The sequence below is a fragment of the Streptomyces sp. NPDC002044 genome, assembly GCF_040296725.1.
GTDB lineage: Bacteria > Actinomycetota > Actinomycetes > Streptomycetales > Streptomycetaceae > Streptomyces > Streptomyces antarcticus.
Map to the genome: position 1 here is coordinate 1 of NZ_JBEOXU010000057.1, position 23,042 is coordinate 23,042.

The 23,042-nt window shown below is 72.9% G+C and carries 21 protein-coding genes and 1 pseudogene; 17 read left to right on the forward strand and 5 right to left on the reverse strand.

Translation table 11 applies throughout. The annotated features are described in order from the left end of the window. Both ABT106_RS16360 and ABT106_RS16365 read right to left on the reverse strand, forming a co-directional pair. Positions 1 to 197 (reverse strand): annotated as a pseudogene (locus ABT106_RS16360) (protein phosphatase 2C domain-containing protein); the annotation flags it as partial. 102 nt (positions 198 to 299) lie between these two features. After that, positions 300 to 4,067 carry a S8 family peptidase gene (locus ABT106_RS16365; protein ID WP_351277395.1) on the reverse strand — a complete coding sequence of 1,256 codons (3,768 nt, stop codon included), beginning with the start codon at positions 4,065 to 4,067 and terminating at the stop codon, positions 300 to 302. Between the two features lie 200 nt (positions 4,068 to 4,267). Between ABT106_RS16365 and ABT106_RS16370 the strand changes: the two genes are divergently transcribed. The 4 genes from ABT106_RS16370 (at position 4,268) to ABT106_RS16385 (ending at position 7,651) form a co-directional block, all read left to right on the forward strand. Next, complete coding sequence (locus tag ABT106_RS16370; RefSeq protein WP_351277398.1) at positions 4,268 to 5,245, forward strand: helix-turn-helix domain-containing protein; 978 nt, start codon at positions 4,268 to 4,270, stop codon at positions 5,243 to 5,245. Between the two features lie 104 nt (positions 5,246 to 5,349). Further along, positions 5,350 to 5,835 (forward strand): DUF456 domain-containing protein, encoded by a 486-nt coding sequence (locus tag ABT106_RS16375; protein WP_351277401.1) that lies wholly within the window; start codon positions 5,350 to 5,352, stop codon positions 5,833 to 5,835. A gap of 82 nt (positions 5,836 to 5,917) precedes the next feature. Then, positions 5,918 to 6,337, forward strand: coding sequence for a PPOX class F420-dependent oxidoreductase (locus ABT106_RS16380; RefSeq protein ID WP_351277404.1), 420 nt, complete (start codon positions 5,918 to 5,920; stop codon positions 6,335 to 6,337). A 165-nt stretch (positions 6,338 to 6,502) separates the two neighbouring features. After that, entirely contained in the window at positions 6,503 to 7,651 is a 1,149-nt protein-coding gene (locus ABT106_RS16385; protein ID WP_351277406.1) for a cation diffusion facilitator family transporter, read from the forward strand. A gap of 117 nt (positions 7,652 to 7,768) precedes the next feature. On the opposite strand, the gene rsgA is transcribed toward ABT106_RS16385, so the two are convergent. After that, complete coding sequence (gene rsgA / locus ABT106_RS16390; protein WP_351277409.1) at positions 7,769 to 8,884, reverse strand: ribosome small subunit-dependent GTPase A; 1,116 nt, start codon at positions 8,882 to 8,884, stop codon at positions 7,769 to 7,771. A gap of 427 nt (positions 8,885 to 9,311) precedes the next feature. On the opposite strand from rsgA, the gene ABT106_RS16395 reads away from it, so the two are divergent. Further along, a complete protein-coding gene (locus ABT106_RS16395; RefSeq protein WP_351277411.1) occupies positions 9,312 to 9,734 on the forward strand; it encodes a VOC family protein in 423 nt (140 codons plus the stop codon). Here the strand turns inward: ABT106_RS16395 and ABT106_RS16400 are convergent. Both ABT106_RS16400 and ABT106_RS16405 read right to left on the reverse strand, forming a co-directional pair. After that, complete coding sequence (locus ABT106_RS16400; RefSeq protein WP_351277413.1) at positions 9,644 to 10,453, reverse strand: helix-turn-helix domain-containing protein; 810 nt, start codon at positions 10,451 to 10,453, stop codon at positions 9,644 to 9,646. The two genes, ABT106_RS16395 and ABT106_RS16400, sit on opposite strands and share 91 nt — an antisense overlap. A 75-nt stretch (positions 10,454 to 10,528) precedes the next feature. Further along, the gene (locus ABT106_RS16405; RefSeq protein ID WP_351277415.1) at positions 10,529 to 11,644 is read right to left on the reverse strand and encodes a YihY/virulence factor BrkB family protein; all 1,116 of its coding nucleotides are present in this window, start codon (positions 11,642 to 11,644) and stop codon (positions 10,529 to 10,531) included. A gap of 17 nt (positions 11,645 to 11,661) precedes the next feature. Here ABT106_RS16405 and ABT106_RS16410 point away from each other — a divergent pair, with 17 nt between their 5' ends. The 12 genes from ABT106_RS16410 (at position 11,662) to ABT106_RS16465 (ending at position 23,035) form a co-directional block, all read left to right on the forward strand. Further along, a complete protein-coding gene (locus ABT106_RS16410) occupies positions 11,662 to 13,305 on the forward strand; it encodes an acyl-CoA dehydrogenase family protein (RefSeq protein WP_351277417.1) in 1,644 nt (547 codons plus the stop codon). Between the two features lie 113 nt (positions 13,306 to 13,418). Then, positions 13,419 to 13,982, forward strand: coding sequence for a GNAT family N-acetyltransferase (locus ABT106_RS16415; RefSeq protein ID WP_351277420.1), 564 nt, complete (start codon positions 13,419 to 13,421; stop codon positions 13,980 to 13,982). Between the two features lie 197 nt (positions 13,983 to 14,179). Further along, entirely contained in the window at positions 14,180 to 14,263 is an 84-nt protein-coding gene (locus ABT106_RS16420) for a putative leader peptide (protein ID WP_312847410.1), read from the forward strand. Positions 14,264 to 14,484: 221 nt separating this feature from the next. Then, the gene (locus tag ABT106_RS16425) at positions 14,485 to 16,194 is read left to right on the forward strand and encodes a nitrite/sulfite reductase (RefSeq protein ID WP_351277422.1); all 1,710 of its coding nucleotides are present in this window, start codon (positions 14,485 to 14,487) and stop codon (positions 16,192 to 16,194) included. Then, entirely contained in the window at positions 16,191 to 16,370 is a 180-nt protein-coding gene (locus ABT106_RS16430) for a hypothetical protein (RefSeq protein ID WP_351277425.1), read from the forward strand. Before ABT106_RS16425 ends, ABT106_RS16430 begins: the two co-directional genes overlap by 4 nt. After that, a complete protein-coding gene (locus ABT106_RS16435) occupies positions 16,367 to 17,068 on the forward strand; it encodes a phosphoadenylyl-sulfate reductase (RefSeq protein ID WP_351277427.1) in 702 nt (233 codons plus the stop codon). Before ABT106_RS16430 ends, ABT106_RS16435 begins: the two co-directional genes overlap by 4 nt. Positions 17,069 to 17,112: 44 nt before the next feature. Continuing rightward, positions 17,113 to 17,658 carry an adenylyl-sulfate kinase gene (gene cysC / locus ABT106_RS16440; protein WP_351277430.1) on the forward strand — a complete coding sequence of 182 codons (546 nt, stop codon included), beginning with the start codon at positions 17,113 to 17,115 and terminating at the stop codon, positions 17,656 to 17,658. Next, positions 17,655 to 18,596, forward strand: coding sequence for a sulfate adenylyltransferase subunit CysD (gene cysD / locus ABT106_RS16445; RefSeq protein ID WP_351277432.1), 942 nt, complete (start codon positions 17,655 to 17,657; stop codon positions 18,594 to 18,596). The genes cysC and cysD overlap by 4 nt, the downstream gene beginning before the upstream one ends. Before the next feature lie 2 nt (positions 18,597 to 18,598). Further along, positions 18,599 to 19,948 (forward strand): sulfate adenylyltransferase subunit 1, encoded by a 1,350-nt coding sequence (locus ABT106_RS16450; protein ID WP_351277435.1) that lies wholly within the window; start codon positions 18,599 to 18,601, stop codon positions 19,946 to 19,948. Between the two features lie 214 nt (positions 19,949 to 20,162). Next, positions 20,163 to 21,314: an ABC transporter substrate-binding protein gene (locus tag ABT106_RS16455; RefSeq protein WP_351277437.1), complete on the forward strand. Its 1,152-nt coding sequence runs from the start codon at positions 20,163 to 20,165 to the stop codon at positions 21,312 to 21,314. 34 nt (positions 21,315 to 21,348) lie between these two features. Beyond that, positions 21,349 to 22,146, forward strand: coding sequence for an ABC transporter ATP-binding protein (locus ABT106_RS16460; protein ID WP_351277439.1), 798 nt, complete (start codon positions 21,349 to 21,351; stop codon positions 22,144 to 22,146). Next, complete coding sequence (locus ABT106_RS16465) at positions 22,133 to 23,035, forward strand: ABC transporter permease (RefSeq protein ID WP_351277442.1); 903 nt, start codon at positions 22,133 to 22,135, stop codon at positions 23,033 to 23,035. The genes ABT106_RS16460 and ABT106_RS16465 overlap by 14 nt, the downstream gene beginning before the upstream one ends. The last annotated feature ends 7 nt before the right edge of the window (positions 23,036 to 23,042 follow it).

Sequence of the window (23,042 nt, forward strand, 5' to 3'; positions counted from 1 at the left end):
CCGGCCGCCCCGGGCGCCGCCCCGGCTGGGGGTGACCCGGCCTCCGGGGTCGCCTGCGGGGGGACCGTCGGGGGCGTCGTCAGGACCGCCGCCGAGCGGAAGCGGTGATCGAGCGTGTCCCCCGGGTCGGGGTCCGCTCCCGCGTCCGGGTCCTCGTAGAGCTTCTGCCACCAGTCGTCCGCGCCCTGCTGACTCATGGCCCTATTGTCGGCCTCCCGCGGCGGCGGAAAACGCGGAACGCGCGAAAAGGGTCCACCGGACCGCCGTCCGGTGGACCCCTCCCGCTCTACCCGTACGGATCAGCGGACGTCGTACGCCCGCATCACCGTCTGGGTCACCGACACGCCGTTCGCGTCGGTCAGTTCGACCTTCAGCGATACCGGCTTGCCGGAAGCTCCCGCGTGGTCGACGACCGCGCTCCACCTGCCGCCGTGCTCGGCCGCCTTCGCCGCGGTCCAGTGCTCACCGTCGTAGGAGTACGACAGCTTCGCGGACTTGAGCGCGCCGGGCGCGTAGCCCGCGTGCCCGGTGACGCTCAGCCCGATGCTCTGGCCGTTCGCCGCCGGGACGGTCTTGTTCCCGTCGAGCGGGGCCGCGTACCGGGGGAAGAGGAGCGGCAGGCCCTGCGAGTACGCCGACGCGTCCAGCTTCGAGGTGAAGCCCCAGGCCGTCCGGACGGCGGTGGACCGCTGCCAGGTACGCGCGGGCGGGCCGATCTTCTCGATGCTCTGGGTCAGTTCGTACCGCGCTTCGCCGGCCGGGACCTCGAACACTCCGAAGGGGTACCAGCTGTCCCCGATGACCTCGCCGTCGCGCTTGAGCTGGAGACCGCCGATGTCACCGAAGGAGCCCGGCTGCGCGAAGTGGGCGCTGTCGCCCCACATCGCCGGGGCGAAGCCGATCAGGTTGCCCTGCCGTTCGGCGGCGAGCGCCTCCTTGCCCGTACGGTCGCGGGGTGCGACCGGGGCGGTCACGCCGTCGTACCAACTGGCCGTGGTCTTGCTGCCCTTGGCATGGGCGCGCTGTTCGCCGGTCATGAACTCGCCCCACGGGAAGCTGCTGGAGAGCAGCTGGTCCCAGGAGGTGTCTCCGGCCGAGTAGTACTCGGTGCGCCGGCCCGGTGCGGCGACGGTCTCGACCGAGCCGAAGAAGACGGCGCTGCCGATCGGCCGGTAGGCACCGGAGATGTCGATGAAGTCCGACGCCACGCCCATGGAGTGGTAGGTGGCGTCCACCTGGCCGAGGTCGCGGTCGCGGACCCGGTAGGTGTGGTTCCCCCGCACCTGACCGGTCTCGGGGAAGGCGAGGGAGTAGACGTACGGGCTCTTCGCCGTGCCCTTCCAGGACAGTGCGACCTTGCCCGCGGCGAGCCGGGCGAGCAGCGCTTCGCCCTCGCCGGACTGGAGGGCGAGGACGGGCACCGGGGCGCCCGCGAAGCCGGTGGAGGCGACCCAGCGGCCGGGGGCCTCGCGGTGGGCGAGCACGGCGACGGCGCCCGCGTCCCGGGCGTTCCGGGCGATGTCGTACAGCGCCCCGTCCACGGCCTTGACCAGGACGATCGCACCCTTCGCGGCGACCGCGGCGAGCTCCTCGGGGGTGCCGGATCCGGCGTCGGCCAAGGGCGCGCTGCCGTGGCCGTCGAGGTTGTCGCTGCCGGTGGAGGCGGTGATGGGGTGCAGGACCGGGCCGCCGGCCACCTTCAGCTCGGAGAGCACGGGGGCCCCGGCCCGCCAGTAGCTGCCGAACTCGAAGGCGCCGTCCTCGGCGCGTCCGTCGACGGAGGCGTAGTAGCCGCGGATGGTCCGGCCGCCCATGGCGGTTCCGGCGTGCAGCCAGGTGTCGTCCCAGCTGCGGGCGAAGCCGAGGGTGGTGTTGCGGGCTTCGAGGGGCTTGTCGCCCGCGATGTCCAGCCGGCCGGCCGTGCGGGCGTCCAGGACGACGGTCGTGTCCTTCCTCAGCTCGACCTGGGGGCGTCCGAGGTAGGTGAGGGAGTCGGTCAGCTCGGCGCCCTCGCCCGCGTCGGGGGTGCCGACGAAGGCGGAGAGGAAGTACGCGCCGGGGCGCACCCGGTAGACCTGGTCCGCGGCGCCCTCGTTGAAGCGCCGCTCGCCGCTCGCGTCGTCGGTGCCGATGACGTCCAGGGAGGACGGTCCGGCGGCCGGCTTGCCCGAGCGGTCGATCAGCTTGACGCGCAGGGTCACCGTCTCCGGCTCGACGTAGAGCGAGAAGGGGGTGGAGACGCGCACGCCGTTCGCGGTGGCGACGACGCGGCCGGTCACGTCCCCGTACTGGGAGCGTTCCAGCTTCGCGGCCGGGTCGAGGGCGAGGGGCACCTTGACGGTGGCGCCGGCCGGGACGGTCACCGTGCGCCGGTCCAGGAGGGCGATCCGGCCGCGGACGGCGGAGCCGTCGTTGCCGGTGACCTTCTCGACGGCGAGGTCCAGGGTGACGGGCCGGGCGGTGGTGTTGGTGTACGGGACCTGGACGGTCGTCCGGTCGCTGCGGTCCTGCGGCCAGTTGTACGTGCCGCCCTGCACGGCGGGGGCGCCGACGACGGCGGTGCCGATCGCCGCCTTCACGTCGAGGCGGCCGCCGCCGGTCTGCCGTACGTCACCGGGGACCTTGGTGTCGGCGGAGCCGACGAGGGCGGCCTTGATCTGCTGGGCGGTCCAGTCGGGGTGGCGCTGTTTGACGATGGCGGCGGCGCCCGCGACGTGCGGGGTGGCCATCGAGGTGCCGGACATGGACTGGTAGGCGTACACCCCGCGCCCGCCGGCGGCGGCGGCCGAGATCCCGACGCCGGGGGCGGCGATCTCGGGCTTGAGGGTGTGCTGGAGTCCGGCGGGGCCGCGGCTGGAGAAGGAGGCCGTGGTGTCGTCGCGGTCGACGGCGCCGACGGTCAGCACGCTGGGCGCGCAACCGGGCGCGGACACCGTGTTGTTGCCGGGACCGGTGTTGCCCGCGGCGATCACGAAGAGGGTGCCCGTGTTCTGCGCGAGGCGTTCGGCGGCGGCGCTCATCGGGTCGTCGCAGCGGGTCTGGGAGGGGTCGCCGAGGCTCATGGAGACCACGTCGGCCTTGGCGGCGACGGCCCACTCCATGCCGGCGATGATCCACGAGTCGAGGCCGTAGCCCTGGTCGTCGAGGACCTTGCCGCTGAGCAGTTCGGCGCCGGGGGCGACGCCCTTCTTCGCTCCGCCGCTCTCGGCTCCGGAGCCGCCGACGGTGGAGATGGTGTGGGTGCCGTGGCCCTGGCGGTCGGAGTCGGAGTCGGAGTCGGTGAAGTTCTTCGACGCGCCGACGCGGCCCTTGAGGTCGGGGTGCTCCAGGTCGGTGCCGGTGTCGAGGACGGCGACCTTGGTGCCCTTGCCGTCGTACCCGGCGGCCCAGGCGGCGGGGGCGTTGACCTGGCGGGTGGAACGCTCCAGGTTCGCCTGGACCCTGCCGTCGAGCCACAGCTTCTTCAGCGGGCCGGAGGCGGCGCGGGCGCGGGCGTCCGTACCGGTGACGTCGGCCCAGAAGGCGGTGGCCTGCTGCTTGTCGGCGGAGAGCGCCACGGCGCCGATGGAGTCGAGGACCAGGGAGCGGTCGGCGCCGCGGGGCGCGGGCGGGGCGGCGCGCGCCACGTTGACGGAGGCGTCGTAGACGGCGATCAGCGGGAGCTTCTTGCTGTGCGCGTCGTCGTAGCCCTGGCGGACGAGGCCGGTGACGTTGAACAGCTCGTGGTCGACCTTGCCCGAGGCGAGCGCGGGGACCGCGCCCTCGGGGTAGACGTAGAGGTCCTCGCCGGACTGGCGGGTCTGTACGAGCGGCTGCGAACCGTCCTCGCGGGGCATCGCGGTGGCGGCGGTGCGGCCGGCGGTGTCGGTGGAGACCAGGACCCGGTCGCCGGTGACCAGGGTCACGGTGACGGGGGCCGCGGGCTGCTTCCCGGCCGCTTCGCTCCCGGCCACGGGTCTTCTGTCCGGCGCTCCGTCGCTCGGCTGTGCCGTGGACGGGCCCACGGCGGTGGCGGCCAGGACGGCCGCCGTGGCCGCTCCCAGCGCCGTACGCGATATCGGGCGCATCGCTCTCCCCAGGTGAATTCCGGCCAACCACTGCATTGCACGGCAAAGCTGCCGCGTAAATGGCTTCTGGCCAGCGGATGTTGGTGCTGCGGTGGCATGACCTTGGCAGAGTGGCGGGGGGTGCGGCGATGATGTCCGCGGCGGGTTTGCGCCGTGGCCGCTTCCCGCCAGGCGCCGCGTGGAGAGGTGGGGTGGACGGGTTGCTGGGTGCGATTGGCCTGGACGAGGGCCAGGAGTCGGCGTACCGCGCGCTGGTGGCGCTGGGGGCGGCGGAGGTCCCCGACCTCGCGCACCGGCTGACCCTGCCGGTGCCGCAGACCGAACGGGCGCTGCGGCACCTGGAGCGGCACGGGCTGGCGGCCCAGTCCTCGGCCCGGCCGGGGCGCTGGGTGGCGGCCCCGCCGGGGGTGGCCCTGGGGGCCCTGCTGACGCAGCAGCGGCACGAGCTGGAGCAGGCGGAGCTGGCGGCGGTGCTGCTGGCGGAGGAATACCGGGCGGAGGCCGCCGAGCCGGCGGTGCACGACCTGGTGGAGGTGGTGCAGGGCGCGAGCGCGGTGGCGCACCGCTTCCACCAGATTCAGCTGGGCGCGGTGGAGGAGGTGTGCGCGCTGGTCACCGGCCGGCCGCAGGTGGTGACGGGCACCGACAACGAGGCGGAGGACCGGGCGGCCGTCCGCGGGGTCGAGTACCGGGTGGTGATCGAGCGGGAGGTACTGACCCTGCCGAGCGGGATCCGCGAGGCGTCGACGGCGCTGGCGCGCGGCGAGCGGGTCCGGGTGACGGGGCAGGTCCCGACGAAGCTGGTGATAGCGGACCGCACCCTGGCCATGGTGCCGTTGACGGCGCGCGGCGCGGAGCCGGCGGCGCTGGTGGTGCACGCGTCGGGACTGCTGGAGTCCCTGACGGGCCTGTTCGAGGCGGTGTGGCGGGAGTCGCTGCCGCTGCGGCTGGGCGCGGCCGGCTCGGCGGAGGAGTCCGGGGGCAGCCCCGACACCACCGACCTGGAGATCCTGTCGCTGCTGCTGGCGGGGATGACGGACGCGAGCGTGGCCAAGCACCTGGAGCTGGGCCTGCGGACGGTGCAGCGGCGGGTCAAGGGGCTGATGGAGGTGTCGGGGGTGACGACGCGGCTGCAGCTCGGCTGGCACGCGTACGAGCGGGGCTGGGTGGCCCGGTAGGTCGGCCGGTGGCCTGATGGGTCGGCCGGTGGCCTGATGGGTCGCCGGGTGGCCTGATGGATCGCTGGGTGGCCCGATGGGTCACGGTCGGTCAGGCTGGGCAGATGGATCTGCCGCAGCTGCTCCTGGTGGGGCTGGTGCTGCTGCTCGGGGTGGTGGGGGTGCTGGTCCCCGGGGTGCCGGGTACGTGGCTGGTGTGGGCGGGGCTGATGTGGTGGGCGTTTCACGTGCGGTCGGACCTGGCGTGGACCCTGCTGGTCGCGGCGACGGCTCTGATGCTGGTGGTGCAGGTGGTGAAGTGGCTGCTCCCGCCGCGGCGGCTGCGGGGTGCGGGGGTCACGCCCCGGATGGCGGTGTACGCGGGTGTGGGGGCGGTGCTGGGGTTCGTACTGGTCCCGGTGGTGGGGGCGGTACCGGGGTTCGTGGGCGGCGTCTACCTGTACGAGCGGCTCCGGCTCGGGACGCACGGGGAGGCGCGGGCGTCGGTACGGGTGGTGATGCGCGCGGTGGGGACGAGCGTGCTGGTGGAACTCTTCGCGTGCCTGGCGGTGGTGGGGGCCTGGGTGGGCGCGGTGGTGTCGGGGGCGTAGGCCGTCCGGCCGGTCCGGGGCGCGGGGGGCTTACGCCCGGAGCCCGATGCGGGCGGGGACGGGGGCTGGGAGCCTGGCGGACATGACTGGTTTCGAGGGTTTCAGCGAGGCGGAGTCGGCGTACCTCCGCTCACAGCACCTGGGCCGGCTCGCCACCGTGGACGCGGCGGGGCAGCCGCAGGCGAACCCGGTGGGGTTCTTCCCGCAGGAGGACGGGACGATCCTGGTGGGCGGGCTGGCGATGGGCACGACGAAGAAGTGGCGCAACCTCCGGGGCAACCCGCGGCTGGCGCTGGTCGTCGACGACCTGGTGAGCACCCGGCCGTGGCGGGTGCGCGGGGTCGAGATCCGCGGCCGCGCCACGCTGGAGACGGGTCCGCACGAGCTGGGGCCCCACTTCAGCCCGGAGGTCATCCGGATCCACCCGGAGCGGGTCCACACGTGGGGCCTGGACGGCGTACCTCCCGGGGATGGCCGAGCGGCTGACCCGGGCCGGGGGTGAAGCCCACCGGCCGGGACCGCCGGGACGGCCGGGGCCACGGGAGCCGATGGCCGCGGCACCGCCGTCGCTACGGCGCCACGGGCGCTGCTGCGACGACATCGCAGCTGGTCACGGCAGGTAGGACGGTGATGGCCGCAAGCGGATCCGTGTGCCACCGTGGGCGGCATGGAGGGTCACGGGCACACGCACGGACACGACGCACACGACCACGACCACGACGCACATGGGCACCGCCCAGGACACGGGCACGGCCCCGGGCACGCGCACCCGCACCCGCGCGCTCACCCGCACGCGCCGCGGGGTGGTCCCGGGGGTGCGGCCCGGCTGCGGCACCGGACGGCCCACCTGCTCCGGCCGCACGGCCATGAGGCCGCCGACAAGGTCGACGCCGCGATGGAGACCTCCCGCGCGGGGATGCGCACGCTGTGGGTCTCCCTCGCCGTCCTCGGGCTGACGACCCTCGTCCAGGCGGCGATCGTCCTGCTGTCCGGGTCGGTGGCGCTGCTCGGCGACACGGTCCACAACGCCGCCGACGCGCTGACGGCCGTTCCGCTGGGCATCGCGTTCGTGCTCGGGCGGCGGGCGGCGACCCGCCGCTACACCTACGGGTACGGCCGCGCCGAGGACCTGGCGGGCCTCGTCATCGTGGCGGCCATCGCGGCGTCCGCGGTCCTCGCCGCCTGGGCGGCCGTGGACCGGCTGCTCGACCCCCGGGACGTCACCCACCTGTGGGCGGTCGCGGGCGCGGCGGTCACCGGGTTCGCCGGGAACGAGTGGGTCGCCCGGCTCCGCATCCGTACGGGCCGCCGGATCGGCTCGGCCGCGCTGGTCGCCGACGGCCTGCACGCCCGTACGGACGGCTTCACCTCGCTGGCCGTCCTGCTGGGCGCCGGCGGAGCGGCACTGGGCTGGCGGGCCGCCGACCCGGTGGTCGGCCTGCTGATCACCCTGGCGATCCTGCTGGTCCTGAAGGACGCCGCCCGCGAGGTCGGCCGGCGGCTGATGGACTCGGTCGACCCGGCCCTGGTCGACGCGGCGGAGGAAGCGCTGCGCACGGTGGACGGGGTACTGGACGTGGGGAGCGTGCGGATGCGGTGGATCGGGCACGCGCTGCGGGCCGAGGCGGACATCGTGGTCGACCCCGGGCTGACGGTCGTCCGGGCGCACGCGCTGGCGGTGGCCGCCGAGCACGCCCTGATCCACGCGGTCCCCCGGCTGACCGCGGCGACGGTCCACACCGACCACGCCCCCACCCCCGACGGCGACCCCCACACCCCCCTCGCCCACCACACCCCCCACCCGGCGCCCACCTGAGCCCCGCGGCCGCTTCCGCGTCACCCCGGGCGCCGCCGTGGGCCCGGGGTGACGCGGAGCCCGCCGGCGCACCGGCCCCCGGGCGGCGCCGGCCGACGGCGGGTCCCCCCGGCAGGGTTACGCGCGGCCGGTGCGCTTCGCCGCGTAATTGGCGCGGCCCTCCGCCGACTTCAGGCGCCAGTCCCGGCGGATCTCGGACCGCAGGCGGGCGTCCGTCTTGGCGACGATCCGCTGGTTCTCCCGCAGCAGTTTGCGGTAGCTCTCCAGGCGGCGTTCCGCCAGTTCCCCCGAGGCCAGGGCGGCCAGCACCGCGCACCCCGGTTCCGCCTCGTGCGCGCAGTCGTGGAAGCGGCAGTGTGCCGCGTACTCCTCGATCTCCGCGAAGACCTGGCCGACTCCGGCGGCGGCGTCCCAGAGGCCCACGCCCCGCAGTCCGGGCGTGTCGATGAGGACGCCGCCGCCGGGGAGGACGAGCAGGTTGCGCGTCGTCGTCGTGTGGCGGCCCTTGCCGTCGACCTCGCGCGCCTCCTGGACCTCCATCGCGTCGGCGCCGAGGAGGGTGTTGGCCAGGGTGGACTTGCCGGCGCCCGAGATGCCGAGCAGCACGCTGGTGCCGCCCGCGGCGACGGCGGCCAGGACGTCCGTGCCGTCCCCCGTGCGGGAGGACACGGGGAGCACCGGCACCCCGGGCGCGGTGTTCTCCACGTCCTGGACCAGGTGCGCGAGCGTCGCCGGGTCGGGGACCAGGTCCGCTTTGGTGAGGACGACCAGCGGCTGCGCGCCCGACTCCCACGCCAGCGCCAGGAACCGCTCGATGCGCCCCAGGTCCAGCTCGACGGCGAGGGAGACGGCGATGATCGCGTGGTCGACGTTCGCGGCGAGGATCTGCCCCTCGGACCGCTGCGAGGAGGTGGACCGTACGAAGGCGGTCCGGCGCGGCAGGTACGCCTTCACGTACCGCGGGGTACCGGCCGGCTCGACGGCGGCCCAGTCACCGGTGCAGATGACCCGGAGCGGATCGTGCGGGGTGACGAAGGCGGTGTCGGCGCGGACCGCGCCGTCGGGGGTCATGACATCGCACTGGCCCCGGTCGACCCGTACGACGCGGCCGGGGACGAGGCCCTGTTCGGCGTACGGGGTGAACTCGGCCGCCCACGCGTCGTCCCAGCCGAAGGCGGCGAGGGCGTGCGGGAGCGGAGCCTGCGGGAAGGAGGAGAGGGAGGAGAAAGACAAGGGAAACCCTTCACAGGGTGGCCCCGGCGGCACGCGCCCGGCGCGTGGAGGTGTGTGAGGTCAGCCGGAGACCACGGAAGTGACATTGATGGTCTTCTGAGTGCGGGCAGCGCCCTGCGCGACGACAGTCATCAACGAACTCACCTCCGGGTCATGCACAACTGGCTGTTCCGCACCGGTCGGCGGGAACGGATCCACCGTAACAAGGTCCCGCGGGCGGAGGCCACTTCTTTTCCACCGCCCCGGGGCGGTGGCCGGGCCCGGCGCCCGCCGTCAGCCGTCAGCCGAACCGCACGGGGAGGTACCCGGTGCCGCTGATGAAGTCCGGCCGCGGCCGGACGACCGCTCCGGGCAACGGGGTCCGCGGCACGGCCGGATGTCCGTTTCCTTCAAGACGCGGGCCGCGGGCCGTACCTACGCTGGCGGCATGACTCCTCGACTCGACATGATCGGCATGGTCGTCTCCGACATGGCCGCCTCGCTCGCCTTCTACCGCCGCCTCGGCCTGGACGTTCCGCCCGGCGCCGAGGAGCAGCCGCACGTGGAGGCCGTGCTCCCCGGCGGGCTGCGGATCGGATGGGACACGGAGGACACCGTGCGTTCCTTCGACCCGTCCTGGGTCCGGCCCACCGACGACGGCCGCCGCGATCTGGCCTTCCTGTGCGACTCCCCCGCCGAGGTGGACGCGCTGTACGCCGAGCTGACCGCCGCGGGGCACCCGGGCCACCTGAAGCCGTGGGACGCCTTCTGGGGCCAGCGCTACGCCGTGGTCCTCGACCCGGACGGCTGCGGGGTCTCGCTGTTCGCCCCCTCGGAGGCGGCCCCGGGAGCCCCCACCGAGCCCTCGTAGGTGCTCGGTCCGGCCCCGGCGGATCCGGATCCCGCGGTGTAGGCGCTCAGCGTGGTCCCCGCCAGCGCGCGGACCTCGCGGGCCAGGTGGGCCTGGTCGGCGTACCCGGCGGCGTGCGCGACCTCGGCATAGCGCATCCCGGACCGGGCGAGCGCGAGGGCCCGCCGCATCCGCAGCACCCGGCCCAGGGTGCGGGGACCGTACCCGAAGGCGTCGAGCGAGCGCCGGTGCAGCCGGCGTTCGCCGAGCCCCACGGCCGCGGCGACCGCGGCCACCGCCTCCCCGGCGCGGAGCCGGGCGACGACCTCGGCGGTGACCGGGTCGGGCGGCCCGGCTGCGGCGGCCCGCCGCGCGGCCAGCTCCTCCAGCCCGGCGCGCGGGTCCCCGTACGCCCCGACGAGCCCGGCCAGGCGGCGTGCCTCGCGGGCCGGCCACAGCTCGGCGAGCTCGACGCGCCGGTCCCGCAGGACGTGCGCGGGTACACCGAGCAGGGCGGGGGCGGTGCCGGGCGCGAGCCGGATCCCGGCGAAGACCCCGCCGGGGACCTCCCCGGCCGGGTGCGGCCGGGTGTCGGTGCCGGCGACGAGCAGCCGCCCGTCCACCCACAGCAGGTCCATGCACCCGTCGGGCAGCACCATGCCGCCGGAGCCGCCGCCGGGGCCCCCGGCCCGCCACAGCACGGCTCCGGGCACGGCCGCCGAGCGCGCTTCCTCGTACATGTGACCAGGCTAGTGCCGTGACCCGGTGGACCCTTCCGGTCACGGCACCGGGAACCGACCGGCGGGGTCCGCCGGTCAGTGCTTGCGGATCCTGGAGGTGTAGTCCTCGGGCGGGAGGAACTTCGACCACCGTTCGGGGAACTCCGACGGCATCCCGTCGTCCTCGTCGTCCTCCGACTCGCCCTCCGCCATCGCCCGCCAGGCGGCGGCCCGCGCGATCAGCTGCGCCGCCTCCGCCTCGCGGACCCGCTCGTTCGCCTCGCGGGCCGCCGCCGTGGCCACGGACGGCCAGACGCGGTCGATGGCGGCGTTGACGGCGGCGCCGACGAGCACGGCGAAGGCCGAGATGCCGATCCACAGGAGGATGGCGACCGGCGCGGCCAGCGATCCGTAGATCGTCGGACCCTCCACGGTGTTGGTGAGGTAGATCCGCAGCAGGAACGAGCCCAGCACCCACATCGCGAGGGCGACCAGCGCGCCCGGCACGTCCTCGATCCACGGCGAGCGCACCGGGACGGACACGTGGTAGAGGGTGGTCAGGAAGGCGATGGACAGCACGGTGACCGTCGGCCAGTAGAGCACCGCGATCACCTCGGTGCTCCAGGGCACCAGCCGGACCACCGCGTCGGGGCCGACCACCATCAGCGGCAGCACGATCGCGCCGATCAGCAGGGCGATGATGTACAGCAGGAAGGCCAGCAGCCGGGTCTTGACGATGCCGCGCTGGCCGTCGAGCCCGTACATCACGGTGATGGTGTCGATGAAGACGTTGACGGCGCGGGAGCCCGACCACAGCGCGAAGGCGAAGCCGAGCGAGATCAGGTCGGGGCGGCCCCGGCTGGTGACGTCGTCCAGCATGGGCCTGGCGATGTCGTTGACGCCCCGGTCGGAGAGCACCGTGCCGACGGCCCGCAGGATGTTCTCCTCGATGCTCTGGACGGACGCGGTGTCCGTCCAGCCGTCCACGTAGCCGAGGAGGCCGAGGAGGCCGAGGAACAGCGGGGGCAGCGAGAGCAGGGTGAAGAAGGCCGCCTCGGCCGCGAGTCCGAGGATGCGGTACTCGATGCACGAGTTGACGGTGTCCTTCAGCAGCAGCCAGGCCATCTTCCGCTTGGAGACGTTGCGGTAGAGGGCGCGGGCCCGGTGGAGCCGTCCTGGGATCCGCTCGGGTGTTTCTTTTGCTGGCTGCACGTCCTTACGGTATCCGCATGGCAGCCACCACCCACACAGTCAGCAACCAGGCCCCGCCCCTGGTGGGCCACGACGTCTACGGGGGCGATCGCGCCCTCACGGAGGGCGTGGAACGGCACCTCGCCTCCGCGGACCCCGAACTCCTGGGGGAGGTAAGGGAGGAGCTCACGACGCTCGGGCGCGCCGCGGGCTCCGCGCAGGCCCAGGAGTGGGGTGAACAGGCGAACGCGCATCCGCCGGAACTGCGCACGCACGACCGGTACGGGAACCGGATCGACGAGGTGGACTTCCACCCGGCCTGGCACCGGCTGCTCGGGCACGCCGTGACCTCCGGGCTCACCGACGCCTGGGGCCGCCCGGCGGGGCACCTGCGCCGTGCGGCCGGGTTCTTCGTGTGGTCCCAGGCCGAGGCCGGGCACGGCTGCCCGGTGTCGATGACGCACGCCGCCGTGCCGGCGCTGCGGGCCGATCCGGAGCTGGCCGCCGAGTGGGAGCCGCGGCTGACCTCGCACGTGTACGAGCGGGGCCTGCGGCCGGCCGGGGAGAAGGCCGGCGTGCTGTTCGGCATGGGGATGACGGAGAAGCAGGGGGGCAGCGACGTACGGGCGAACACGACGTCGGCGGTGCCCCTGGACGCCTCCGGGGAGTACCTCCTCACCGGGCACAAGTGGTTCTGCTCGGCGCCGATGTGCGACGGGTTCCTGGTGCTGGCGCAGGCACCGGGAGGGCTGACGTGCTTCCTGGTGCCGCGGGTGCTGCCGGACGGCACACGGAACGTGTTCGCGATCCAGCGGCTGAAGGAGAAGCTGGGCAACCGGTCGAACGCCTCGAGTGAGGTCGAGTTCGACGGGACCTGGGCCCGGCGGGTGGGCGAGGAGGGCCGGGGGGTGCGGACCATCATCGAGATGGTCGCGGCGACCCGGCTGGACTGCGTCATCGGCTCGGCCTCGCTGATGCGGCAGGCGCTGACGCAGGCCGTGCACCACGCGGAGCACCGCTCTGCTTTCGGAGCACCGCTCATCGAGCAGCCGCTGATGCGCAACGTGCTCGCGGACCTCGCCCTGGAGTCGGAGGCGGCCACCACCCTCACGCTGCGCCTCGCGGCGGCCTACGACGCCGGCACGGACCAGGAGAAGGCGTTCCTGCGCCTCGCCGTGCCCGCGGCCAAGTACTGGGTGACCAAGCGCTGTACGCCGATGGTGGCGGAGGCCCTGGAGTGCCTGGGCGGCAACGGCTACGTCGAGGAGTCCGGCATGCCGAGACTGCTGCGCGAGTCCCCGCTGAACTCCATCTGGGAGGGCTCGGGCAACGTGCAGGCGCTGGATGTCCTGCGCGCCCTCCAGCGGGAGCCGCACGCGCTGAACGCCTTCCTCACCGAGGTCGGTCTGGCCCGGGGCGCCGACCACCGGCTCGACGCGGCCATCAAGGGGCTGCTGACGGAGCTGGCCGACCTGGACGGCATCGAGGCGCGGGCCCGCCGTGTCGTGGAGCGCATGGCGCTGGTGCTCCAGGGTTCGCTGCTGGTGCGGTGGGCCCCGCCGGAGGTGGCGGACGCGTTCTGCGCCTCGCGGCTCGGCGGCGACTGGGGCGCGGCGTTCGGCACGCTGCCGCACAGCCTGGACCTCGGCGCCGTCGTGGAACGGGCGCGGATCGCCGGCTAGAGACGGCCCGGCCGTACCGCTTCGCCGACGACGTGGCGGTGGAGGTGGTCCGCCCCGGCGGTGATCAGGGCCCGCCTGGTCCGTACCGGGTCCGGCGTGATTCCCTGACCTGCATGAGCACCATCACCCTCACCACCTGGTCCCTGGACATGTCCTCGCCCGGGGACCTGGTCCCCGCGGCCGCGCCGGGTCCGGAGGTCACCGTCGTCCGGTCCGAGGTCCCCTCCCCCGAGTTCAGCCGCTTCCTCTACGCCTCGGTGGGCGGCGACATCCACTGGACGGACCGGCTGGCCCTGACCCGCGCGCAGTGGGTGGAGCAGCTGGGCCGGCCGGGGGTGGAGACGTGGGTGGCGTACGACCGCGGCACGCCGGCGGGCTACGTCGAACTCGACCCGCAGGACGACGGCGTCGTGGAGATCATGTACTTCGGCCTGCTCCCGGAGTTCCGCGGCCGCCGCATCGGCGGGCACCTGCTGTCGCTGGGCGTCGCCCGGGCCTGGGACCTGGCGTCCCGCTGGCCGGACCGGGAGCCGACGCGGCGCGTCTGGGTCCACACGTGCAGCCAGGACGGCCCCACGGCGATGGCGAACTACCAGCGGCGCGGATTCAAGCTGTTCGCGACGGAAACGGAATCGAAGGAAGAGTCCGAGACCCCCGGACCGTGGCCCGGCGCCTAGCGCCGTGGCCGGAGGGGTCCACCGGGCGCGGCGCCCGGCACGGCACTCGGCTCCGAGCGGCCCCGGAGGGGGCTCCGCGCGAACCGGAAGGGGCCCGCCGCGTGACCCCGGTCACGCCATCCCGCGATACGAGACGACTTCGTCCATATCGTGGACAGTAGTGGACTCGTCCAATCGGCACATGACACGCTTCCGTCATGAATGGAGCTGGAATTGCCTTGGTGAGTCGGCGGCACGTCGACCTCGGCCGCATGTCCAGCGCCATATGTCCGGCGCGCTGACGGAACCAGCCACCGCCGCACATCGCCGCACCCCCGGCACCGCCGCCGCGGAAGCGTCGGTCACCGCGGCCCCCTGAAGGCCGCACACCGCCCTGCCCGCCGGCCACCCCGGCACGGGCGCGGGCAACCAGCCGCACCCACTCAGCGACGCCGACGTGACAGGGGCGCGCGCCGCCCTCCCCCTGCCTCCGCCCTGAGCCGCCGAAGAAGGACGTACCGCCATGGCCGCCACCCCCGAAACGACCGCAGCCGCCGCTCCCGCAGCAGCCGCGCGCCGCAAGACCGGCCGTCACCGCGGCGAGGGCCAGTGGGCCGTCGGACACCACACGCCCCTCAACGGCAACGAGCAGTTCAAGAAGGACGACGACGGTCTCAACGTGCGGACACGCATTGAGACGATCTACTCCAAGGCGGGCTTCGACTCGATCGACCCCAACGACCTGCGCGGCCGCATGCGCTGGTGGGGGCTGTACACCCAGCGCAAGCCCGGGATCGACGGCGGCAAGACCGCGATCCTGGAGCCGGAGGAGCTGGACGACAAGTACTTCATGCTGCGCGTGCGCATCGACGGCGGCCGGCTGACCACCGAGCAGCTGCGCGTCATCGGCGAGATCTCCGAGGAGTTCGCCCGCGGCACCGCCGACCTCACCGACCGCCAGAACGTCCAGTACCACTGGATCCGGATCGAGGACGTCCCGGAGATCTGGCGCCGCCTGGAGGCGGTCGGCCTCTCGACCACCGAGGCTTGCGGTGACACGCCCCGCGTCATCCTCGGTTCGCCCGTCGCCGGCATCGCGCAGGACGAGATCATCGACGGCACCCCCGCCATCGACGAGATCTACCGCCGCATCGTCGGCAACCCCGACTTCTCCAACCTGCCGCGCAAGTTCAAGTCCGCGATCTCCGGCTCGCCGCTGCTCGACGTGGCGCACGAGATCAACGACATCGCCTTCGTCGGCGTGAACCACCCCGAGCACGGCCCCGGCTTCGACGTCTGGGTCGGCGGCGGCCTCTCCACCAATCCCAAACTGGGTGTGCGCCTGGGCGCCTGGGTCTCCCTAGACGAGGTCCCGGACATCTACGAGGGCGTCATCTCGATCTTCCGCGACTACGGCTACCGCCGGCTGCGCACCCGCGCCCGGCTGAAGTTCCTCGTCGCCGACTGGGGCCCGGCCAAGTTCCGCCAGGTCCTTCAGGACGAGTACCTGAAGCGGGAACTGACGGACGGCCCCGCCCCCGAGCAGCCCTCCGGCCAGTGGCGCGACCACGTCGGCGTCCACCAGCAGCAGGACGGCCGCTTCTACGTGGGCTTCGCGCCCCGTGTGGGCCGCGTCGACGGCGCCACCCTCACCAAGATCGCGGACGTGGCCGCGCAGCACGGCTCCGGCCGCCTGCGCACCACCGCCGAGCAGAAGATGATCGTCCTCGACATCGAGGCCGACCGGGTCGACTCGGTCGTCGCGGCGCTGGAGGCGCTCGACCTGCGGGTCACGCCGTCCCCGTTCCGCCGCGGCACGATGGCCTGCACCGGCATCGAGTTCTGCAAGCTGGCCATCGTCGAGACGAAGGCGCGCGGCGCCTCCCTGATCGACGAACTGGAGCGCCGCCTGCCGGAGTTCACCGAGCCGCTGACCATCAACATCAACGGCTGCCCGAACGCCTGCGCCCGTATCCAGGTCGCGGACATCGGTCTCAAGGGCCAGCTGGTGCTGGACGACGACGGCAACCAGGTGGAGGGCTACCAGGTCCACCTGGGCGGCGCCCTCGGCCTGGAGGCCGGCTTCGGCCGCAAGGTCCGCGGCCTCAAGGTCACCTCGGCCGGTCTGCCCGACTACGTCGAGCGGGTCGTCACCCGCTTCCAGGAGCAGCGCGAGGACGGCGAGCGCTTCGCCGCGTGGGTCACCCGCGCCGGGGACGAGGACCTGAAATGAGCGAGCGCGCCGCACCGTTCTACTGCCCCTACTGCGGCGACGAGGACCTGTTCCCCCACGAGACGGGTCACGGCGCCTGGGAATGCAGGGCCTGCAACCGGGCCTTCCAGCTGAAGTACCTCGGGCTGCTGTCCCGGGGCGTTCAGGCCAACGGCACTGGAGGGGACGAGATATGACGACGGTTCAGGAGACCGCTGAGCTGAGGGTGCTGGCCGAGCGGGCGGGCCGGGACCTGGAGGACGCCTCCGCGCTGGAGATCCTCACCTGGGCCGCCGGCACCTTCGGGAGGAAGTTCGCCGTGACCTCCTCCATGGAGGACGCGGTCGTCGCCCATCTCGCGTCCCGCGCCTTCCCCGGCGTGGACGTGGTGTTCCTCGACACCGGCTACCACTTCGAGGAGACCATCGGCACCCGTGACGCGGTCGAGGCCGTGATGGACGTCAACGTCATCACGCTCTCCCCGCGCCGCACCGTCGCCGAACAGGACGCCGAGCACGGCCCGAAGCTGCACGACCGCGACCCCGACCTGTGCTGCGCGCTGCGCAAGGTCAAGCCGCTGGAAGAGGGCCTGACCGCGTACGACGCCTGGGCGACCGGCCTGCGCCGCGACGAGTCCCCGACCCGGGCGAACACCCCCGTGGTCGGCTGGGACGAGAAGCGCCGCAAGGTCAAGGTCTCGCCGATCGCCCGCTGGACGCAGGACGACGTGGACGCCTACGTCGCCGAGCACGGCGTGCTCACCAACCCGCTGCTGACGGACGGTTACGCCTCCGTCGGCTGCGCCCCCTGCACCCGCCGGGTCGCGGAGGGCGAGGACGCGCGGTCGGGCCGCTGGGCCGGCCTGGGCAAGACCGAGTGCGGACTGCACGGCTGATGACGACACCCCCCACTCGTACGGAACCGACGGAGAAGAACCAGATGAGCGTGAGCGACCAGGGCGCCACCGTGTGGCTGACCGGGCTGCCGAGCGCGGGCAAGACCACGATCGCCTACGCGCTGGCCGAGCGGCTGCGCGCCGGCGGCCGCCGCGTGGAGGTGCTCGACGGGGACGAGATCCGCGCGTTCCTCTCCGCCGGCCTCGGCTTCAGCCGGGAGGACCGGCACACGAACGTGCAGCGGATCGGCTTCGTGGCCGAACTCCTCGCGCGCAACGGCGTCACGGCGCTCGTGCCCGTGATCGCCCCCTTCGCCGACAGCCGCGAGGCCGTCCGCAAGCGGCACGCCGCCGAGGGCACCCCGTACCTGGAGGTCCATGTGGCCACCCCGGTCGAGGTCTGCTCGGAGCGTGACGTGAAGGGCCTGTACGCCAAGCAGGCGGCGGGCGAGATCTCCGGTCTGACCGGGGTCGACGACCCGTACCAGGCCCCGGAGTCCCCGGACCTCCGTATCGAGTCGCACACGCAGACCGTGCGGGAGTCGGCCTCGGCCCTGCACGCGCTGCTCACCGAGAGGGGTCTGGCATGACCACGGCCGCACACCTGCACACCGATTCCGGCTCCGACGCCCCGTACGCGCTGTCGCACCTGGACGCGCTGGAGTCGGAGGCCGTGCACATCTTCCGCGAGGTGGCGGGCGAGTTCGAGAAGCCGGTGGTCCTCTTCTCCGGCGGCAAGGACTCCATCGTCATGCTGCACCTGGCGCTGAAGGCGTTCGCGCCGGCGCCGGTCCCCTTCACGCTGCTGCACGTCGACACGGGCCACAACTTCCCCGAGGTGCTGGAGTACCGCGACCGCACCGTCGCCCGGCACGGCCTGCGCCTGCACGTGGCGTCCGTCCAGGACTACATCGACGCGGGCACGCTCCGCGAGCGCCCCGACGGCACCCGCAACCCGCTGCAGACCCTGCCGCTGACGGAGGCGATCCAGAGCCTGAAGTTCGACGCGGTGTTCGGCGGCGGCCGCCGCGACGAGGAGAAGGCCCGCGCCAAGGAGCGCGTCTTCTCCCTGCGCGACGAGTTCTCCCAGTGGGACCCGCGCCGCCAGCGCCCCGAGCTGTGGCAGCTCTACAACGGCCGCCACGCCCCGGGCGAGCACGTGCGCGTCTTCCCGCTGTCCAACTGGACCGAGCTGGACGTGTGGCAGTACATCGCCCGCGAGGGCATCGAACTGCCGGAGATCTACTTCGCCCACGAGCGCGAGGTGTTCCAGCGCAGCGGCATGTGGCTGACCGCCGGAGGCTGGGGCGGTGCGAAGGAGGGCGAGACGCCCGAGACGCGCCTCATCCGCTACCGCACCGTCGGCGACATGTCCTGCACCGGCGCCGTCGACTCCGACGCCACCACGCTGGACGCCGTGATCGCCGAGATCGCCGTCTCCCGCCTCACCGAGCGCGGCGCGACCCGCGCCGACGACAAGATGTCCGAGGCCGCGATGGAAGACCGCAAGCGCGAAGGGTACTTCTAGACATGACCAGCACCACCGAACAGGTCGCCGGCCTCGCCGACGCCGCGGCGACCACACTGCTGCGCTTCGCGACCGCCGGTTCCGTCGACGACGGCAAGTCCACCCTGGTGGGCCGCCTGCTGCACGACTCGAAGTCGGTCCTGACCGACCAGATGGAGGCCGTCGAGGCGGTCTCCGCCCAGCGCGGCCAGGAGGCACCCGACCTCGCGCTGCTCACCGACGGCCTGCGGGCCGAGCGGGAGCAGGGCATCACCATCGACGTCGCCTACCGCTACTTCGCCACCGCGCGCCGCCGGTTCATCCTCGCGGACACCCCCGGGCACGTGCAGTACACCCGCAACATGGTCACCGGCGCCTCCACCGCCGACCTGGCCGTGGTCCTGGTCGACGCCCGCAACGGCGTGATCGAGCAGACCCGCCGGCACGCGGCCGTCGCGGCCCTGCTGCGTGTCCCGCACGTGGTCCTGGCCGTCAACAAGATGGACCTGGTGGACTACGCCGAGCCGGTCTTCGCGGCCATCGCCGAGGAGTTCACCGCGTACGCCTCCGACCTGGGCGTCCCGGAGATCACCGCGATCCCGATCTCCGCCCTGGCCGGGGACAACGTGGTCGAGCCGTCCGCGAACATGGACTGGTACGGCGGCCCCACGGTGCTGGAGCACCTGGAGACCGTCCCGGTCAGCCACGACCTCACCGCGTGCCCCGCGCGCTTCCCGGTGCAGTACGTGATCCGCCCGCAGTCCGCGGACCACCCCGACTACCGCGGCTACGCCGGCCAGATCGCCTCCGGCGTGCTGCGCGTCGGCGAGGCCGTCACCGTCCTGCCGTCGGGCCGCACCAGCACCATCGAGGGCATCGACGCGCTCGGCGAGAGCGTCGACATCGCCTGGGCGCCGCAGTCGGTGACGCTGCGCCTGAAGGACGACATCGACATCTCGCGCGGCGACCTGATCGCGCCGTCCGCGAGCGCCCCGGCCACCACGCAGGACGTCGAGGCGACGGTCTGCCACGTGGCGGACCAGCCACTGGCCGTCGGCGCGCGGGTGCTGATCAAGCACACGACGCGCACGGTCAAGGCGATCGTCAAGGAGATCCCCTCGCGGCTGACCCTGGACGACCTGTCCCAGCACCCGAACCCCGGGCAGCTGGTGGCCAACGACATCGGCCGCGTCGTCGTGCGCACCGCCGAGCCGCTCGCGCTCGACGCGTACGCCGACTCGCGCCGCACCGGGTCCTTCCTGCTGATCGACCCGGCCGACGGAACGACCCTGGCGGCCGGCATGGCGGGCGAGTCCTTCGCCTCCAAGGCCGAGACGACCGTGCAGGCGGACGAAGAAGGGTGGGACTTCTAAGCATGCTGTCCGACATCTACTCGACCTTCGCCAAGGAGGGCGGCCGCGTGGGCAGCGGCTCCCTCGGCAGCGGCCAGGGAGGGGTGGCGCGATGTGCGCGATGACGTACGCGCACTGCCTGCGCGCCCACACCCCCCACCAGCCGTACCCGTCCCCGCTCCGTAGACGAAGACCCGCGTCGTGAAGCCATGACGCGTCGAGAGGAAGCCCTCCCGTGCCTGCCACCGGTACCACCACCCGTACTGCGCCTTCCCGTAAGACCGGTCTGCGCCGCGGCCTCGTCGCCGCTGCCGCCCTGCCGCTCCTGATCGGTGCGCTCGCCTCGTGCGGCTACGGCTCCGAGGCCAAGAAGGACGACGCTCCCGCGAAGGAGAACGTCGCCGCCGACGCCGGCAAGAAGCTTTCCGCCACCGAGGTCCGCATCGGGTACTTCCCGAACCTGACGCACGCCACCGCGCTGGTCGGCCTCCAGGAGGGCCTGATCCAGAAGGAACTGAACGGCACCACGATCAAGCCGCAGTCCTTCAACGCCGGCCCGTCCGAGATCGAGGCCCTCAACGGCGGCTCGCTCGACATCGGCTTCATCGGCCCCTCCCCGTCGATCAACGGCTACGTGAAGTCCAAGGGCTCCAACCTGCGGATCATCTCCGGTTCCGCCTCGGGCGGCGTCAAGCTCGTCGTGAACCCGGCGAAGATCAAGACCCTGGACGACCTCAAGGGCAAGAAGATCGCCACCCCGCAGAAGGGGAACACGCAGGACGTCGCGTTCCTCAACTGGATCTCCGAGAAGGGCTGGACGGTCGACCCGGAGTCCGGCAAGGGCGACGTCTCCGTGGTCCGCACGGACAACAAGGTCACCCCGGACGCCTTCAAGAGCGGCTCGATCGACGGCGCCTGGGTGCCGGAGCCCACGGCCTCCAAGCTCGTCTCCGACGGCGCGGCCGTCCTCCTCGACGAGACCGACCTGTGGCCCGACAAGAAGTTCGTCATCACGAACATCATCGTGTCGCAGAAGTTCCTCAAGGAGCACCCGGACGTCGTCGAGGCCGTGCTCAAGGGCACGGTGAAGACCAACGAGTGGATCAACGCCAACCCGGACAAGGCGAAGGCTTCCGCGAACGCGAAGCTGGCGGCGGAGGGCGGCAAGCCGCTGGACGCCAAGGTCATCGACCCGGCGTGGCCGAGCATCGCGATCACCGACGACCCGCTGGCGTCGACGCTGAAGACGCAGTCCGAGTGGGCGGTCAAGGCCAAGCTCATCGAGCAGCCCGACCTGGCCGGCATCTACGACCTGTCGCTCCTGAACAAGGTGCTCAAGGCCGCGGGCAAGCCCGAGGTCTCCGACGCCGGTCTCGGCGCCAAGTAACCCCGTAGTCCAGCAACCCCAGGAGGTGACGACCATGGCCACGACGCTTGCCAAGGCTGCCGAGGGCACCGTAGCGGAGCAGCACGCGCACGCCGCGCGCATCGAGCACGTCTCGAAGTCCTTCTCCGGCCCGGCCGGATCGCAGCTCGTCCTGGACGACATCAGTCTCGATGTCGCTCCCGGAGAGTTCGTCACCATCCTGGGGGCCTCGGGGTGTGGCAAGTCCACTCTGCTGAACCTGGTCGCCGGGCTGGACAAGCCGTCCGCGGGGTCCATCGCGACCCCCGGCGGCCGTCCGTCCCTCATGTTCCAGGAGCACGCCCTCTTCCCGTGGCTGACCGCGGGCAAGAACATCGAACTCGCCCTGCGTCTGCGCGGGGTGGCCAAGGCCGACCGCAGGCCGGAGGCCGAGCGGCTGCTGGAGCTGGTCCGGCTCGGCGGCGCGTACGGAAAGCGCGTGCACGAGCTGTCGGGCGGCATGCGCCAGCGCGTCGCCCTCGCCCGGGCCCTCGCCCAGGACAGCCAACTGCTGCTGATGGACGAGCCGTTCGCGGCGCTGGACGCCATCACCCGCGACGTGCTGCACGGCGAGCTCACCCGCATCTGGGAAGAGACGAACCTGTCGGTCCTCTTCGTCACGCACAACGTGCGCGAGGCCGTACGGCTCGCGCAGCGCGTGGTCCTGCTCTCCTCGCGGCCCGGCCGGATCGCGAAGGAGTGGACCGTGGGCATCCCGCAGCCGCGCCGCATCGAGGACGCGGACGTCGCCGAGCTGTCCCTTGAGATCACTGAACACCTGCGTGGGGAGATCCGCCGCCATGGCCAGCACTGACACCACCCCGAAGGTCGCGGCCAAGGGCAAGACCGACGACCTGGCGGGCCTGGAGGCGGGCCTCGACGCGCTGGACGCGGTCGAGACCCACCGCACCCCGGTCCGCGAGGTCCTCGTCAAGAAGGTCCTGCCGCCGCTCCTGGCCGTCGGCCTGGTCCTCCTGGTCTGGCAGATCCTCGTCGCTGCGGAGATCACCGACGAGACCAAGCTGCCCGCCCTCTCCGCCGTGTGGGACAGCCTGGCCGACATGTGGAACAAGGGGACGCTGCTGGAGGTCATCTGGACCAGCGTCTCGCGCGGTCTGCTCGGCTTCCTGCTGGCCCTGGCCATCGGCACCCCCCTCGGCCTGATCGTCGCCCGGGTGAAGTTCGTCCGCGCCGCGATCGGCCCGATCCTGCAGGGCCTGCAGTCCCTGCCCTCGGTGGCCTGGGTGCCGCCGGCCGTGCTCTGGTTCGGCCTCAACGACGCCATGATGTACACCGTGATCCTGCTGGGCGCGGTCCCGTCCATCGCCAACGGCCTCGTCTCCGGCATCGACCAGGTCCCGCCGCTGTTCCTGCGGGCCGGCCGCACCCTGGGCGCCACCGGCCTGCGCGGCGCGCGGCACATCGTCATGCCGGCCGCGCTGCCCGGATACCTGGCCGGCCTCAAGCAGGGCTGGGCCTTCTCCTGGCGCTCGCTGATGGCCGCCGAGATCATCGCCAGCTCCCCCGATCTGGGCCTGGGCCTGGGCCAGTTGCTGGAGAACGGCCGCAACAACATCGACCTGCCCGGCGTGTTCCTCGCGATCCTGCTGATCCTGGTGGTCGGCATCGCCATCGACCTGCTGATCTTCAGCCCGGTCGAGCGGTGGGTGCTGCGCAGCCGCGGCCTGCTGGTCAAGAGCTGAGCAGCGC